This window comes from Streptomyces sp. NPDC003077 (assembly GCF_040611095.1).
In the GTDB taxonomy this organism is placed as follows: domain Bacteria; phylum Actinomycetota; class Actinomycetes; order Streptomycetales; family Streptomycetaceae; genus Streptomyces.
Genome location: NZ_JBEXNM010000062.1, coordinates 38,700 through 54,262, shown reverse-complemented (window position 1 = coordinate 54,262; position 15,563 = coordinate 38,700). Strand labels below are relative to the sequence as shown.

At 74.1% G+C, this 15,563-nt stretch carries 11 protein-coding genes and 1 pseudogene; 4 read left to right on the top strand and 8 right to left on the bottom strand.

Annotated elements, in window-relative coordinates; all coding sequences use genetic code 11:
- Positions 1-219, bottom strand: a pseudogene (locus ABZX96_RS30270) (hypothetical protein); the annotation flags it as partial.
- 316 nt (positions 220-535) lie between these two features.
- Between ABZX96_RS30270 and ABZX96_RS30265 the strand changes: the two are divergent.
- Positions 536-1,990 (top strand): HtaA domain-containing protein, encoded by a 1,455-nt coding sequence (locus ABZX96_RS30265; protein WP_355550529.1) that lies wholly within the window; start codon positions 536-538, stop codon positions 1,988-1,990.
- A 323-nt stretch (positions 1,991-2,313) separates the two neighbouring features.
- Positions 2,314-3,909, top strand: a complete 1,596-nt coding sequence (locus ABZX96_RS30260) for an HtaA domain-containing protein (protein WP_355550528.1) — start codon at positions 2,314-2,316, stop codon at positions 3,907-3,909.
- Positions 3,910-4,059: 150 nt separating this feature from the next.
- On the opposite strand, the gene ABZX96_RS30255 is transcribed toward ABZX96_RS30260, so the two are convergent.
- Positions 4,060-6,369: an excinuclease ABC subunit UvrA gene (locus ABZX96_RS30255; RefSeq protein ID WP_355550526.1), complete on the bottom strand. Its 2,310-nt coding sequence runs from the start codon at positions 6,367-6,369 to the stop codon at positions 4,060-4,062.
- A gap of 167 nt (positions 6,370-6,536) precedes the next feature.
- On the opposite strand from ABZX96_RS30255, the gene ABZX96_RS30250 reads away from it, so the two are divergent.
- Positions 6,537-7,688, top strand: coding sequence for a hypothetical protein (locus ABZX96_RS30250; protein WP_355550524.1), 1,152 nt, complete (start codon positions 6,537-6,539; stop codon positions 7,686-7,688).
- Positions 7,689-7,977: 289 nt separating this feature from the next.
- Here the strand turns inward: ABZX96_RS30250 and ABZX96_RS30245 are convergent, their stop codons facing one another.
- From ABZX96_RS30245 to ABZX96_RS30220, 6 genes are all read right to left on the bottom strand, one after another.
- Complete coding sequence (locus tag ABZX96_RS30245) at positions 7,978-9,294, bottom strand: MFS transporter (protein ID WP_355550522.1); 1,317 nt, start codon at positions 9,292-9,294, stop codon at positions 7,978-7,980.
- Positions 9,291-10,490, bottom strand: coding sequence for a PLP-dependent cysteine synthase family protein (locus ABZX96_RS30240; RefSeq protein WP_355550521.1), 1,200 nt, complete (start codon positions 10,488-10,490; stop codon positions 9,291-9,293). Before ABZX96_RS30240 ends, ABZX96_RS30245 begins: the two co-directional genes overlap by 4 nt.
- A 123-nt stretch (positions 10,491-10,613) precedes the next feature.
- Complete coding sequence (locus ABZX96_RS30235) at positions 10,614-10,943, bottom strand: hypothetical protein (RefSeq protein ID WP_355550520.1); 330 nt, start codon at positions 10,941-10,943, stop codon at positions 10,614-10,616.
- Positions 10,944-11,530: 587 nt separating this feature from the next.
- Positions 11,531-11,977, bottom strand: a complete 447-nt coding sequence (locus ABZX96_RS30230; protein ID WP_355550518.1) for a hypothetical protein — start codon at positions 11,975-11,977, stop codon at positions 11,531-11,533.
- Between the two features lie 235 nt (positions 11,978-12,212).
- A complete protein-coding gene (aac(3), locus tag ABZX96_RS30225) occupies positions 12,213-13,073 on the bottom strand; it encodes an aminoglycoside 3-N-acetyltransferase (RefSeq protein WP_355550517.1) in 861 nt (286 codons plus the stop codon).
- Positions 13,074-13,179: 106 nt separating this feature from the next.
- Positions 13,180-13,914, bottom strand: a complete 735-nt coding sequence (locus tag ABZX96_RS30220; protein ID WP_355550516.1) for an ankyrin repeat domain-containing protein — start codon at positions 13,912-13,914, stop codon at positions 13,180-13,182.
- A 169-nt stretch (positions 13,915-14,083) separates the two neighbouring features.
- On the opposite strand from ABZX96_RS30220, the gene fes reads away from it, so the two are divergent.
- Positions 14,084-15,367 carry an enterochelin esterase gene (gene fes / locus ABZX96_RS30215; protein WP_355550515.1) on the top strand — a complete coding sequence of 428 codons (1,284 nt, stop codon included), beginning with the start codon at positions 14,084-14,086 and terminating at the stop codon, positions 15,365-15,367.
- Positions 15,368-15,563: the final 196 nt, after the last annotated feature.

Below are 15,563 nucleotides of genomic sequence, written 5' to 3'. Positions count from 1 at the left end.
GAGTGTGTTCTGAGGTGTGCTATCCCTATCTACCGGGGCGGGGCGGGCGGGCGGCTGGACGCGTCCGGCGGCCGGCTTGGCGGCGGTGGTGGGCGGGTCGGCGGCGCCGCCTGCCGCCGTGCCGCAGCCCGCGAGCAGCAGGGTCAACGCCAGTACGGCGGCGAGGAGTCCGCCGGGTCGCGTCCGGCCCCGGCAGGACTCCCGAAGGGTCGCTGTCACTGTCCCGCCTTTCTTCTCGGCACCGTGCCCGGGGGCGGGGTTCCGGTGGCGGTGTTGCCTCCCCGAGCTGGATGTGCATTAGGTTAGCCTTACCTAACTACCCGGGTGGAAGGGGTTCCTGATGCTGTTGCCCGCACGGGCCGGAGAGGCGGGAGATTCCGGAGGCGGTGGCGACAGACGCCGAGGCCCCGGACGCCGTGCCATCGGGGAGCACCGCGCCGTGCCCGTCGGGGACGGTCGCGAGCACTCCGGGCAGGGAAACGGGGCCGGCGGAAGGGACTGCGGGCACGCCGGAAAGGGCCGCACGCACGCCCCTTTGCCTCGCCACCGGCACGCCGCCGCCCGAAGCCGCCGTCCCCCGCTCGTCCCCCTCCTCACCATCCTGATGGCGGGGTTGCTGGGCGCCCTCCTGCCCGCGGGTGCGGCCCGGGCGGAGGGGCGCGCGCTCTCCGGCGGGCGGCTCGACTGGGGGATCAAGTCCTCGTTCCAGGCGTACATCACCGGGCCCGTGGCGCACGGCGGTTGGGCCCTGACCGGAGGCGCGGCCACCGTGGGCAACAGCCGGTTCCGCTTCCCCTCGGCCACCGGTTCCTACGATCCGGACAGCGGCGCGCTGACCGCCGCGTTCGCGGGCGGCGTCCGCTTCACAGGCCACCGCCGGCCGGACGGCACCCACGAACTCGACCTCACCGTCGGCAGGCCGAAGGTCGTCGTCTCCGGCGGCAGGGGCACCCTGTACGCCGATGTGACGAGCAAGGCCAAGGGCACCGGCGAGGTCACCTCGGCCGAGGCGGTGCCGCTGGCCTCCCTCGACCTCGCCGCCGTGGACACCCGCGGCGGAGGCACGCCCATCGGCCTCACCGACGTACCGACGCGTCTGACGTCCCAGGGGGCGAAGGCGTTCGCGGGCTACTACCCGGCCGGAACGGCGCTGGACCCGCTCAGCCTGTCGGCGGACGTCCGGACGACGGCACGTCCGACGGCCCCGCCCACGGAGCCCCGGGACCCCGTTCCCCCGGGCACGATCGCCGACGCCGCCGTGGACTGGGGCGTGCGCCGCACCTTCCGCGAGTACGTCACCGGGAGCCTGAACCGGGGCGCCTGGACGGTGGCCGACGGCGCGCGGGACGGCGGCGCGCTGTTCCGCTTCTCCCGGGGCTCGGGGACGTACGACGCCGAGAACGGCACGGTGAAGGCGGAGTTCGCGGGCACGGTGCGGTTCACCGGTGAGCACCTCGACCTCGCGCTCGGCAAGGTCGGCGTCACCGTCGAGGACGGCGAGGGCACCCTCTTCGCGGACGTCACCACCGGCGGCTCGGTCGCCCGGCACCTCCCGCTGGTCACCTTCCGGGCCGGGAAGCCGGCGCCCAAGGGCGGGCTGCTCACCGTCACCGAGGCCCCGGCAAAGATCACCGCGGCGGGCGCCCGGGCCCTGGGCGGGCTGTACCGGGCGGGCACGGACATGGACCCCGTCTCCCTGTCCGTCGCCCTCGACCGCCGCGCCGCCCTCCCCGCGCTGCCCGACGCCGGCAGCGGCCCGGCGCCCACCGGCGCCCCGAAGTCCCCCGGCCCGCCGCAGAAGACCGGTGCCCCGCACAAGCCCGACCCGGACCAGGTGGCCACCGCGGCCTCGTCCTCGTCCGTGCCCCCGGCCGTCCTGTCCGTCGCGGTCGCCGGCGGCCTGCTGCTCGTCGCCGCTGCGGCCTTCCTCACGCTGCGCTCCCGCCGCCGACGGGAAGCGCGCGCCGGAGCCGGTCCGGACGCGCCATGACCGGTCCATCCCCGTCATCGCTGCGGCACGGCGGCGAACGGCGCCGCCGTTCCGGCCATGGCGACTGACCCGGCGTCATCCCCTCGCGACCGCCCTGTCCCGCACCAGCGCGACGGATCCGTCCGTGCCCTCGCAACCGAGCCGTCCCCGATCCCCACACCCGTCCCCCGGAGACCGTCCCGCCCCCGCCCCGGCAACCGGCCCATTCCCATCCCGGCAACCGGCCCATTCCCGTCCCCAGAGATCGACCCGTCTCCATCCCCCAAGACCGCCCCATCCCCATCCCGGCTCGACCTCCGTCCTCCGAAGGAGCACCCACGCCCATGACCGCCATACGCCGCTCGCTCGCCCTCGCGGCAGCCGTCGCCACCGCCGCGGCCACCACCGCCCTCGTCCTCCCGGCCACCGCCCTGGCGGCGGACGGCGTCCAGGCCGCGCCCACCCTGGAGTTGAAGGACGGCACGCTCGAATGGGGCGTCAAGAAGTCCTTCCGCGACTACGTCACCGGCATCGCCCACGGCACCGTCACCGCCACCGGCGGGGCACGGCAGGCCCCGGGCAACGGGCCCTTCACCTTCACCGGGGGCACCGGCACCTACGACCTGGCCACGCACGGTGTCGCCGCCGCTTTCCAGGGCAGCGTCCGTTTCGTCTCCCAGCCCCACGGCTTCGACATCCGGCTCGCGGACCTCAAGGTGTCCACCCAGGGCACCTCCGGCCGCATCACCGCCGACATCACCGCGGCCGGCGCCACGCGGAACGACGTCCCGCTGGCCACCTTGAACCTGACCGGGATGAAGCCGGGCAGCGGCCCCGGCGGCGCCGTGACGTTCGCCGGGATTCCGGCGAAACTCACCGCCGAGGGCGCCAAGGCGTTCAACAACATGTACCAGGCGGGCCAGGAACTGGACCCGGCCACCCTCTCGGTCAAGGCCGCCTCCGCTCCGCCCTCCCCGGCGCCCGCGCCCGGACGCCCCACGGATCACGGCACGCGGCCGAGCACCGAACCGGCGACGCGTCCGGCCACCGAGCCGTCCACGCGGCCGACCGGGCATGCCGCGCCGGAGCCCGAGGCGAAGCCCACCCCGGCGTGGACGGCCACCGCCCGGCCGCAGCCCGGTCCCAGTGGCGCCGGTACGGGGGCGAAGCCCGCCGCCACCTCCGGCAAGGTCGTCGACGGCGCCGCCACCTGGGGCGTGAAGAAGTCCTTCCGCGACTACGTCACCGGCCCCATCGGCGGCGGCACGGTCCAACTGGCCGGAGGCGCCGTGAAGGCCGGCGACGGTTACCGCTTCCCGAAGGGACACGGCACCTACGACACCGGGAAGTCCACGGTCACCGCCGCCTTCAACGGGAGCGTCCGCTTCCTCGCCCACGCGGGCGCCCTGGACATGACATTCCGCGACCTCACCGTGAAGATCGACGGGACCAAGGGCACCCTCGTCGCCGATGTGACCAGCAAGTCCCGGGCGACGGGACGGCCCGTGCACACCCCCGGCCTGACCGTCGCGAACCTGAAGGTCCCCGCCGGGGCGGTCACCGTCAAGAACGGCGTCATCGCGCTGAACTCCCTCCCCGCCACGCTCACGGCCGCCGGCGCCAAGACCTTCGAGAACATGTACCAGGCGGGCCAGGCGCTCGATCCGGTGACCCTCGCCGTGTCCGTCGGCGCCGGCGCCCGGCTGCCGGGCGGCAGCGGCGCCCTCGAAGCGCGCTCCGACGACGCCGGAGCGGGCGGTGGCTCCGGGGCGGTCGCCACCGGGGCGCGGTTCAGCGGCGGGTCGGCGGGCGGGCCGGACACCGCCACCCTCGCCGCGACCGGCGCCGCGATGCCGAGCGGCGTGCTGGCCGGCATCGCGGCGGCCCTGGTCGCGGCCGGCGGCGGCGCCGTGTACGCCGCCCGCCGCACCGCTTTCTGAGGGACGCCGGATGTCCTGACCGTGCCGGGCCGGTTGCCTGAGCGGACCGGTGCCCCCCGCCACCCGCCTCCGGGCACCCGATCCCCCGGCCCGGTCAGGGCCCCCTTCCGTCCGAAACCCCCGGCCTGGCCCCCGGAACCGGCCGGTGTGTCAGCCCCGTCCGCTCACCTCCCCACGTATCCCCACGTACTCCCGCAGGTGCCGCGCGGTGAGCGTGTCGCCGTGGGCGACGAGATCGGCCGGGGTGCCGCTGAAGACCACCTGGCCGCCGTCGTGACCGGCGCCGGGGCCGAGGTCCACGATCCAGTCGGCGTGCGCCATCACGGCCTGGTGGTGCTCGATGACGATGACGGAGTTCCCGTCGTCCACCAGGCGGTCGAGCAGGGCGAGGAGCTGGTCCACGTCGGCCATGTGGAGCCCCGTGGTCGGCTCGTCCAGTACGTACGTCGCGGCCTTCTCCGCCATGTGGATGGCGAGCTTGATGCGCTGCCGCTCGCCGCCGGAGAGGGTGTTGAGCGGCTGGCCGAGCCGCAGGTAGCCCAGCCCGACGTCGTTGAGCCGCCCGAGGACGGTGTGGGCCTGGCCGGAGGGGAAGAAGGCGTGCGCCTCGGCCACGGACATCCCCAGGACCTCGCTGATGTCCTTGCCGCGCAGCTTGTACGTCAGCACCTCCGGGGTGAACCGCTTGCCCTCGCACTCCTCGCACACCGACGCCACCCCGGCCATCATCGCCAGGTCGGTGTAGACCAGCCCGATGCCCTGGCAGCGGGGGCAGGCGCCCTCGGAGTTGGCGCTGAACAGCGCGGCCTTGACGCCGTTGGCCTTGGCGAAGGCGGTACGAATGTGCCCGAGCAGACCGGTGTACGTGGCCGGGTTGGAGCGGCGCGAGCCGCGGATCGGCGACTGGTCGGCGACGACCACGCCCTCCCGGCCCGCCACGTAGCCGTGGATGAGGGAGCTCTTGCCGGACCCCGCGACGCCGGTGACCACGGTCAGCACGCCGAGGGGTATCTCCGTGCTGACGTCGCGCAGATTGTGCAGGTCGGCGTCCTTGATGTGCAGGGAGCCGCGCGGGGTGCGGACCGTTTCGCGCAGGCGCGCCCGGTGCTCCAGGTGCCGCCCGGTCAGCGTCCCGGAGGCGCGCAGCCCGGCCACGTCACCGGCGTAGCAGATCCGCCCGCCGTTCTCGCCGGCGCCCGGGCCGAGGTCGACCACGTGGTCGGCGATCGCGATGACCTCGGGTTTGTGCTCGACGACGAGCACCGTGTTGCCCTTGTCGCGCAGCCGCAGCAGCAGGTCGTTCATGCGCTGGATGTCGTGCGGGTGCAGGCCGACGGTGGGCTCGTCGAAGACGTAGGTGACGTCGGTGAGGCTGGAGCCCAGGTGCCGCACCATCTTGACGCGCTGGGCCTCGCCGCCGGAGAGGGTGCCGGAGGGGCGGTCCAGGCTGAGGTAGCCGAGGCCGATCTCGACCAGGGAGTCCAGGAGGTGGCGCAGGTTGGCGAGCAGCGGCCCTACGGACGGGTCGTCGATGGTGCGCAGGAAGGCTGCGAGGTCGCTGATCTGCATCGACGAGCACTGGGCGATGTTGACGCCGTCGATGGTGGAGGACAGCGCGGCCTGGCTCAGCCGGGCGCCGCCGCACTCGGGGCAGTCGCCGAAGACCACGGCGCGGTCCACGAAGGCCCGGATGTGGGGCTGCATGGACTCCCGGTCCTTGGCGAGGAACAGGCGCTTGACCTTGACGAGCAGCCCTTCGTAGGTGGTGTTGTGCGTGGCGTTCTTCACCTTCGTGGCGGGCCGGTGGAGGAAGTCCTCCCACTCCTGCTCGGTGAAGTCCTTGAGCTTCTTGTCGGGGTCGTAGAAGCCGGAGCCCGCCATGACCTGCCAGTACCACGAGTCCACGGCGAAGTTGGGGACCGTGATCGCGCCCTCGTTCAGGGAGCGTTCGCGGTCGACGAGCTGGTCGAGGTCGATGTCCGAGACCTGGCCGACGCCCTCGCACCGGGGGCACATGCCCTCGGGGTTGTTGAAGCTGAAGGCGTGGGAGGTGCCGATGTGCGGCGTGCCCAGGCGGCTGAAGACGATCCGCAGCATGGTGTACGCGTCGGTGGCGGTGCCCACGGTGGAGCGGGAGTTGGCGCCCATCCGCTCCTGGTCGACGACGATCGCGGCGCTGAGGTTGTGCAGCGCGTCCACGTCCGGGCGGCCCAGGCTCGGCATGAACGACTGGATGAACGCGGTGTACGTCTCGTTGATCAGCCGCTGGGACTCGGCGGCGATGGTCCCGAAGACGAGGGAGGACTTCCCCGATCCGGACACGCCGGTGAAGACGGTGAGCCGGCGCTTGGGCAGGTCCAGCGACACGTCGGCGAGATTGTTCTCCCGCGCGCCGCGGACCTGGATGACGGTGTGCTGGTCCGCGGCGGCCGACGAACGGCCGGGCTGGGCGGCGGGCATGGTTCCTCACTCCTCATACGGCGGTGGGGCGTTGGCACCTGTGGATCCTGGATCCGAAGAAATTTCCGATCGTGCGGACACCCTCTCATTGACCACTGACAATCCCGTCCGCTTGCATGCTCCCGAGCCCTCCGCGCAGGGCGGGGGCGGGGTAACTGGGGGGAATCATGCGGAAGTTGTTGGGTGCGGCGGCGTGCGCCGCGATCCTGACGGGGTCGGCGGTCATCGCTCCGGCGGGGCGCGCGGAGGCCGGGCCCGCACCGCGCGTCGAGCGGGTGAGCACCGCCGCGGACGGTGCCCAGCTCGACGGGACGTCCCGGTCGGCGACGCTCAGCGCCGACGGCCGGTACGCCGCCTTCTGGATCAAGGAACCCGACGGGTACTTCCACCAGCTCATGCTCAAGGACCTGGTCACCGGCGCCCTGACGCGGGTGCCGGGCGGCGTCTCCTACGGCACCCACGCCACCGCCCTTAGCGCCGACGGCCGGTACCTCGGGTTCGGCGCGGGCACCTACCGGGACAGACCGCGCCTGTACGACCGGGTGACCGGCGAGGTCCGCGAGGTATGGCCCCAGCAGGGCGCCGGAGGGTTCGAGTACGGCAGCGTCACTTCCTTGAGCGCCGACGGCCGGTACGCCGCCATGGTGCTGTGGAACCGGAACGGGAACTCCCCGGACGCCGTCTTCGTCCGGGACCTGGTCACCGGCGCCGACGAGCGGATCAGCCCGTCCGACATGCCGGGGCGCACGCCGTATGCCACGGGCGGCGGCATGAGCACGGACGGCCGGTACGTCGCCTTCGGCGTCGTCCAGCGCACCCAGGACGTCCCGGACCCCGCCGACGTCTTCGTGCGGGACCGCGCCACCGGGGAGGTCCGCCAGATCGACGTGACGCACGACGGGGCCCCTGCCGACGGGCCGAGCCGCCCGGTGGCTATGAGCGCCGGTGGCCGGTACGTCTTCTTCCACTCCTCGGCCGGCAACCTGCTGCCCGAGCCCGCGACCGGGGAGTGGGGCTACGTGCGCGACCTGCGGACCGGTGGCACCGAGCGGGTGGGCGCGGAGGGGGACCGGATCGCCGCGGTGAGCGGGGACGGGCGGCGGGTGCTGCTCGCCCGGGGCGGCGGGCTGCGGCTGCTGGACCGGAACAGCGGCGCGGAGACGGTCGTCGCCGCCGAGGGTACGGCCGTGCCCGGGGCGTTCGGCGCCCGGGGCCGGGCGGTGCTGTTCAGCTCCGCCGCCGCGGATCTCGTCCCCGGCGACACCAACGGCGTGTCCGATGTCTTCGCGTATCGGGCGCGTGGGCACCAGCGGGGTTGACGGAGCGTGGACCTCACCGGGGTTGACGGGGCGCGGTACGCGTTCCGTGTCTCCGGGTAAGCGGGCACCACCGGAGTTGAGCGGTCCCCGTGCGTGTCCCTACCGGAGTGGACCGGTCCCCGTGCGTGTCCCCCGGCTTCGCGTACGCGGGCACCATCGCGGTCGTGGCGGATGGCGGCCCGGCCGCCCGGTCCCCGAGCGAGGCACCCCGCGTACGTCTCCGCTGTCGACGGGGCACCCCCGCCCACCCTCAGGGCCGGGCCCTTACCGGAAGGGCCCGGCCCCACCGTCAGAGCGTCACCGGCCGCGGCGCGGGGCCGGCCGGCGCCGTCAGGTTGCCCGAACGGTGCAGCCCGTACAGGGCCGCGGCGCAGGCGAGGCCGAGGGCCGTCAGGACGGCCCAGGGCAGCGCGGACAGGCCAGCGGCGCGGGCCGCGTCCAGCGCGACGCCGGTGAGCAGGTTCCCGAGGGTGATGCCGATGCCGCAGATGGTGTTGTAGAGCCCGTAGTGGGTGGCCACCATGCGATCGCCGCTCAGGCGGACGATGGTGTCCATCTCGAAGGGGTACGCGATCATCTGGCCGAGGGCCAGCAGCAGCGCGGCGAGCGCCGGCGGCAGCGCGGCGAGCGCCGGCGGCAGCGCGGCCAGCAGCCACCGTCCCGCTCCCCCGCCGGGCACCGGGACGGCCGTGGCGAGCAGCAGGGGGACGAACGCGAGCCCCATCACCACCAGCCCCCAGGTCAGCGCCCGGCCGTCGCCCCATCGGGCCTTGCACCAGGCGGTCACCCGGGTCTGGCCCAGGACGGTGCTCAGCCCGGACACCGCGAAGAGCACCGCGACGGCCACCGTCCCGGCCTCCCCGTCACCGCCCAGTCGTCGCACCTCCAGGGGCAGGGCCAAGTAGACCTGGAAACTCAGCACATACGAGCCGATCATGGCGGCGGAGAAGAGCAGGAAGGGCCGGTTGGCCGCCACCGTGCGCCATTGGGACAGCACGCCCGTCCGCTCTCCCGGCGACCGCTCGTCCGTGGGCCTGCGCGCGGCCAGCGCCCGGATCTGGACGACGCTGAGCAGGCCGAAGACGGAGGCCGCCACCAGGCAGGTGACGCGGAAGTCGACGCCGGTCAGCACCATGCCCACCAGTGGGCCGAGCAGGATGCCGGCCTGGTAGAAGACGTTGAACAGGGCGAACGCCTCGACCCTGCGCTCCCCCGCGTCGGCCGCGAGGTAGGCGCGCACCGCGGGGTTGAACAGCGCCCCGGCCAGTCCGGTGGCCACGGACGCGGCGATCAGCGCGGGCAGCGCGTCCACGAAGCCGAGGACCGCGAACGCCACCGTGCGCAGCACGCACCCCGTCACGATCATGGTCTTGTAGCCGAGCCGGTCGGCGAGCGTGCCGCCGACCAGGTACATGCCCTGCTGGCTGAAGTTCCGTACGCCCAGGACGAGTCCGACCGCCCAGCCGGCCAGCCCCAGCGTTCCGGCCAGGTGCTGGGCCAGGTAGGGCATCAGCATGTAGAAGCCGAGGTTGATGGTGAACTGGTTCGCCATCAGGAGCCGCACCGTGCCCGGATACGAGCGGAACTGGGCCAAGGTTCCCTTCACCGGGTCTCCTCCGAAGCGGCGGGGGCACCGGAAGCGGCGGGACCGGGTACGGCCGGGTCGGAACCCGGTATGGCCAGGTCGGAGCCGGGGTCGCGGACCGGCACAGACCCGGAACCCGCGAGCGGGTCGGCGACCTCCGCGCACCGCGTCCACCGGTGGACCTCCTTCTCGTCCTGGCGGCCGATCACCTCCGGTTCGGCGGCCGGTGGCGCGTCCAGCAGCCCGTGCCGCTCGCAGTACGCGTCGTCGTACACCGTCCCCAGGTAGCGCTGCGGCCCGTCGGGGAAGACCGCCGCGATACGGGTCGCGGCGGGCAGCGTCCGGGCCAGCCAGCCCGCCACCAGGGCGACCGCGCCCACGCTCCACCCGCCGGTGGCGTAGTGCGAGGAGGCCAGCCGGCGGCAGGTCCACACGGCTTCGGCAGGGGCGACCCAGTGCACCTCGCTGAAGTTGCCGTACGCGACGTTGCGCGGGTAGATGCTCGACCCCAGTCCCCGCATCAGCCGGGCGCGGGCGGGCTGCCCGAAGATGGTCGAGCCGATGGTGTCCACGCCCACCAGGCGCAGCCCCGGGTAGAGCTGGCGCAGCACACGGGAGACGCCGGCGGAGTGGCCGCCGGTGCCCACGCTGCACACCAGGACGTCGATGTGGCCGAGTTCCGCGGCCAGTTCGAGGGCGAGCGGGGTGTAGGCCGCGATGTTGTCCGGGTTGTGGTACTGGTCCGGGCACCAGGAACCGGGGTGTTCGGCCAGCAGGCGGGTGACGCGGTCGCGGCGGGCCTGCTGCCAGCCGCCGGCCGGATGGGGCTCGTCGACGATGTCCACCTGGGCCCCGTAGGCCGTCAGCAGCCGGGTCATCGACTCCTCCAGGCCGGGGTCGGTGACGAGGGTGACCGGGTGCCCGTGGACCATTCCGGCCAGGGCGAGCCCCAGGCCGAGGGTGCCGCTGGTGGACTCGATGATCCGGCCGCCGGGACGGAGCGCGCCGCGGGCGCGCGCCCGTTCGACCATGTGCAGGCCGGCCCGGTCCTTGATCCCGCCGGGGTTGAAGCCCTCCAGTTTCGCCCAGAAGCCGCGGCCGGCCGGTGCCAGCGGTTCGGACACCCGCAGCACGGGGGTGTTGCCCACCAGCCCGGACAGGGCGGTGCGGGCGGGCGGGACGGCGGGGTCGAGCAGGGATGGCAGAGAAGGTCGCATCGTGTTTCCGCTCTCGTTCGATGACTGCCGGGTGGGGTCGTCTCGCGTGCGGCCACGCGGTGGGGCTGCGCCCCGGCGCGGCACGGACACGCGGCAGCCGCTGGGTCGGCTGCGCGGATCGGTCTAGATCCGCCACCGGCAGGAGGCGGTGAGCACGGCCCGCCCCGGACGGACCGGCCGGGCCCGCCGCGCGGCGCGTCGGGCCGTGGGTTCCCGTGCGGTCAGGTGCGGGGCGACGGCGGCCGGCGTGGCCAGGAGGCCCACGGCCACCAGCGGGTCCGCGAGCGTCTGGACGACCCGGGTGAGCGCGTTCAGCACGCACCCCGGCTCGTCGGGCGGCACGTCGGGGAGCAGGGGCCCGGCCGCCGCCGGTACGGACGCGGGATGGGCCGAGGCCGTCGGTTCGGGGCCGTCGAGGATGTGGTGGCTACCGCCGTGCGTGACGAGGCACATCAAGGCGGCCAGCAGCAGACCGCCGATGAGCGCGGCGGTCGTCCGGCGGGGCCTCGGCGCGCGGCGCGACCGGAGGCCGGGGGGACGGGGCCCGCGGCCTTCGGTCGCGGCGGCGGGGAAGGGCCGTAAAGGGGCGGAGACTTGTACGTGGGCGGAGCCCTGGGAAGTGGCTTGCGAAGTGGCTTGCACGGAACCTGCCCGTGGGGAAGCGGATAAGGGAGCAGGGAAAGGGAAGGGCACGGGTCCTCCGGGGAATGGCCGCTTTCCCTAGTGCCGCGCCGGTGCGGGGCGTCAGGAAAGCGGTACTGCGTCAGCAGGACTGATCGGAGAAGACGTGAAAAGGCAACGGAATCCCTCGGCGCGGGAATCCGGGCGCACGGCAGCGCCATTCGGCGATGGGTTGACCGGGAATTCGACGCCTTTCCGGCTTCCCGCGCCGGGCCGGGCCGGGAGAGCGGGAAAACGGGAATCGGGCGGGGGCGTCGCGCGGCGCGGCGACGTAAGGCACCGTGTGCGGTGGTCCCGTAGGAGTCCGGGTCCGTCCGAGCGCCTCCGGGACGACCGGGAGGGGTTCCGCGTTCGCGGGCCTAAACCTGCTGGACGATCGAGCTCTTGGCGTCCGTCCACGGGGTGTCCGCCCCGGCGCGCCGGTCACCGGGGAACGGCCCCGGCAAGCCGGCGGGCGGAGCGGTGTCCCCGGCCACGGGGGCCAGGCACGGCGCACCCAGTACCGAACCCTGCTGGGGGAGGCCGGAGACGCATTCCTCGCCGGTGTGCGAGAAATCGTCCCCGTCGCTCGGGGAGTTCTCCGGTCCGGTGCGGTCGGGCCATTCGGCGTCGGTCGCCGACGTGTCCGGGGACGAGGCGAGGGCAGCCGCGGTCGTTCCCGTCAGGACGTGGCCTTCGGCGTTTTCGGCGCTCATTCCGTGCGAGAGCATGATGCCGGTCAGCAGGAAGGCCAGCCACAGCAGCCGCAAGGGACCGGCCGTAAGGCGGGTCCGCGGCGTGCCGAATGACGACCGGGCCGTAACCATGCCGTGATCCTAGCGAATTACCGGCTCCGCGCCACCGTTGTCCGGTATTCGGGAAATACAGGGGAGGTAATCGGCCATGGCCGCGGGGAGGAATGGCGTTCCCGCCGCGTGGAGGGGTGGTGCGGCAGCCCCGGCCGGGACGGGGCCACCACACGCAAGAGGGCGTCATTCATCCGGCGAGACACGGCCACAGGGTCACGGCCGTGCCCCACCACGCCGCGTCATCGCGGCCTGGTCAATCGGCGGCGCCCCCGCCGAGCTTGCGCTCCATCCAGTCGACTCCGAAGCGGACCACGGCGCCGGCGTCGAACAGGAAGCTCCGCGCCGCTCCGACCGTGCCCCGCACCCCGATGCCGGCGGCCAGCATGTCCTGGGCGATCACCTCGAACGGCCACACCCCCTCGGGCACCACGGAGGAGTAGTCGAAGGCCCCGTCCTCGGAGTCGATGTCGTGGAAGCGCCGCCAGACGCGGCGGCCGTCGACCATGATCGGCTGCTCGTACTCGACGAAGCGCTTGCCGGGCGCCTCGGCCAGCGCCTCGGCGTGGTGCAGCAGCGTCATGGAGTCCAGCGGGGCGCCGAGCAGCAGCACCCGCCCGCCCCTCTCGACCAGGCGCGCCAGGGGGCTGCCGGGTCCGTGCGGGCCGTCCCAGGGGTGGTCGGCCATCAGTTCCCCGGCCGCCGCACCGAGCGCGGCGAAGCTGGCGTCGGGGTGCCGGCTGCGGACGGCCCCCGGCCAGCGGCGCAGCGCTTCCGGGAGTCGGCCGTTGTTGTGGTCGGCCTCGCTCAGCTCCGGGTCGTAGGCCGGGTGCTCGGCGCGCAGCGCGTCCTGCCATTCCTGCGGCCAGTGCACGAAGTCGTACGGAGGCGCGTCGTTCCAGCCGCAGGTCACCATTAAGGTGCCCGACGCGCCCACGACGTCGCCGAGCGCTCCGATGATCGTCGAGGGGCCGCCCGCGACGTAGCCGAGGGCGGACATCTCGGTGTGGAACATGACCACGTCGCCCTCGGCGAGGCCGAGCGCCTTCAGGTCCCGGACCAGTCGGCCGCGGGTGACCGGTCCGTCGGAGCGTTTGAGCAGTTCCTGTTCGTCCATGCCCGGAACCTAACGCCGACGAGCGAGTCGTTCGTCAGTATTTCCCCACCGTCTCGCTGCCTTTCGGCCAGGTGAGCCCGTTCCCTGATCCCCTCCCGCGCGCCCCTCAGCCCGGATCCGCGGCCGACCGCGCCCCGCGCGCGAGGAGCCAGGCAGCCAGGGTCTCGTGGCCCTCGCGGCGGGCGACGTCCAGCGCGGTGAGCCCGTCGAAACCGATCCAGTCGACGTCGCCGCCCCGCTCCAGCAAATACGCGGCCACCGCCCGCTGCCCTCCGAGACAGGCGCACCACAGGGCGTCGGTGACGTCCTGGGCGTCGGGAGCCGCCTCGGGATCGGCGAAGTACGCCTCGACGCGGGCCGTCTCGCCGAGGGCCGCGGCCTGCCACAGGGTGGTGCGCGCGCCGCGCTCCACCAGTCGGCGCGCCGTCCGCCACTGCCCGAACGCCACCGCGTCCGCCAGGGGCGTCCCGTCCGCGATCACGGCGCCGTCGGCCTCGATGTCGGCGCCCGCGTCCAGGAGGACGTCCAGCACCGCCACGTCGTCCGTACTGGCCGCCCAGTGCAGCGGCGTCTCGGTGTGCGGGCCCACGAACCGGGCGCCGACGTCGGCGCCGGCCGCGATGAGCGCCGCCACCACCTCCTTGCCCCGGGGGAAGTGCCCGGGCCAGTCGGTGGCGATGTGCAGCAGCGTCCGGGATTCCTTGCCGTCGCCCATCCGGGCCGTGACGAGACCGGGGTGTCGGCGCAGCAGCGTGCGGAGTCCGGTGACGTCGCCGGTGCGGATCGCCTCCACCGCGGCTGCGGCGAGCGGTTCCCGCGGGTCGAGCAGTCGCACGTCCATGGGGCTTGCGTCCTTCCGTCCGGCCGCGACACGGCACACGAAACCCACAACGATAAGGTAAGCCTGACCTTACCTACCAGCCAGACCGAATCTACCGGTCGTCAGACCGACTCGATCCAGACCGCCCGAACGCCTCTCCCCCTGCACCACGGAACCGGAGACCGCCCCGATGACCGCCATCGCGCCCCCCGCCGACACGCCCCGTCACCCGCCCCGGACGCCGCGCCCCTCCCCCGTCCCGCGCGTCACCGACGAGCGCGTGGTCCACCGGGCGGCGGAGCTGCCCGCGGCGGACTTCTGGCGGGCGGTCGAGCGGGAGGGCACGCCGCTGGTCGGGCCGGACCCCGAGGGCGCGGCGGACCACGCCCTCGTCACGTTCCTGTGGCGCGGCTCCCCGGCCACCCGCGCGGTCCTCGTGACGCCCAACAAGCTCGCCGACCCGCGCGATCCGGCCGGCAACCTCATGGAGCGCGTTCCCGGGACGGACGTCTGGCACTGGTCGGTCCGGATGCGCCGGGACTGGCGCGCCACCTACACGCTGTGCGTGGACGAGGGCGACGGCCCCGCTCCCGGCGACTCCGCGTACCTCCCGTGGCTGCGCACCCGGCAGCGCCCCGACCCGCTCAATCCGCGCGCCCTCGCCCCCCGCTGGGGCGGCACCCCCGTCCCGTACGTCGAACTGCCCGACGCGCCGCGCCCCGAAGGCTGGCAGGAGCGGCCCGGCGTGCCCCGGGGCACCGTTTCGGAACACACCGTGCCCAGCGCCCTCCTCGGCAACAAGCGCCGGGTGTGGCGGTACGAGCCCGCGCGCGGGGTCACGTCCGGCGCGGAACTGCCCGTCCTCGTCCTCCTCGACGGGGAGATGTGGCAGCCGCGGCTCGGTGTGGCCACGCTGCTGGACAACCTCATCGCGGATGGCCGGATTCCGCCGCTGGTCGCGCTGCTGCCCGAGTCCCTGGGCTCCGACACCCGCTGGGACGAGATGACGTGCGCCCCGTCGTTCGCCGGCTTCCTCGCGGACGAGCTGCTGCCCTGGGCCGCGGCGGACCTGCCGCTGACCACCGACCCGGCCCGGACCGTCGTGGCCGGTCAGAGCCTGGGCGGCCTGACCGCCGCGTACACGGCGGTGAGCGCTCCCGGCCGGTTCGGCTGCGTCCTGGCGCAGTCCGGCTCGTTCTGGTGGCCGAACGGCCCGGGCGCGCAGTGGCTGACGGACCACATCGCGGCGTCCCCGCGGCTCCCGGTGCGCTTCCGCCTGTCGGCGGGCGAGCAGGAGTGGATCGCGCTGCCCGCCAACCGCCGGCTGCGCGACACGCTGGCGGCCAAGGGGTACGACGACGCGGTGTACCGCGAGTTCAACGGCGGCCACGACTACCTGTGCTGGCGCACGGAACTGGCCGATGGGCTGTGCGAGTTGCTGGGACTGGGGGCGGCGGGGACGGCGGTCGGCTGACGCACGCCGGGCGCTCCTCGGAAACGCCCGGCGCACCCACACCCGGCCTGCCCCACCCGCGCCCGCGCCCGAACGCCCGGCCCCGCCCCGACTCCGGACGCCCGGCCAGCCCCACCCGCACCGCCAGACGCACGACGAGCCCCCCGCACGCACGACGAGGCCCGGCCGCACGCGGCGGCCGGGCCTCGGTGGGGGG

Excerpts from the sequence above, each read along its gene's own strand:
- ABZX96_RS30260 (WP_355550528.1), top strand. The coding sequence starts at position 2,314 with ATGACCGCCATACGCCGCTCGCTCGCCCTCGCGGCAGCCGTCGCCACC.
- ABZX96_RS30255 (WP_355550526.1), bottom strand. The coding sequence starts at position 6,369 with ATGCCCGCCGCCCAGCCCGGCCGTTCGTCGGCCGCCGCGGACCAGCAC.
- ABZX96_RS30250 (WP_355550524.1), top strand. The coding sequence starts at position 6,537 with ATGCGGAAGTTGTTGGGTGCGGCGGCGTGCGCCGCGATCCTGACGGGG.
- ABZX96_RS30240 (WP_355550521.1), bottom strand. The coding sequence starts at position 10,490 with ATGCGACCTTCTCTGCCATCCCTGCTCGACCCCGCCGTCCCGCCCGCC.
- ABZX96_RS30235 (WP_355550520.1), bottom strand. The coding sequence starts at position 10,943 with ATGTGCCTCGTCACGCACGGCGGTAGCCACCACATCCTCGACGGCCCC.
- ABZX96_RS30230 (WP_355550518.1), bottom strand. The coding sequence starts at position 11,977 with ATGGTTACGGCCCGGTCGTCATTCGGCACGCCGCGGACCCGCCTTACG.
- ABZX96_RS30220 (WP_355550516.1), bottom strand. The coding sequence starts at position 13,914 with ATGGACGTGCGACTGCTCGACCCGCGGGAACCGCTCGCCGCAGCCGCG.
- fes (WP_355550515.1), top strand. The coding sequence starts at position 14,084 with ATGACCGCCATCGCGCCCCCCGCCGACACGCCCCGTCACCCGCCCCGG.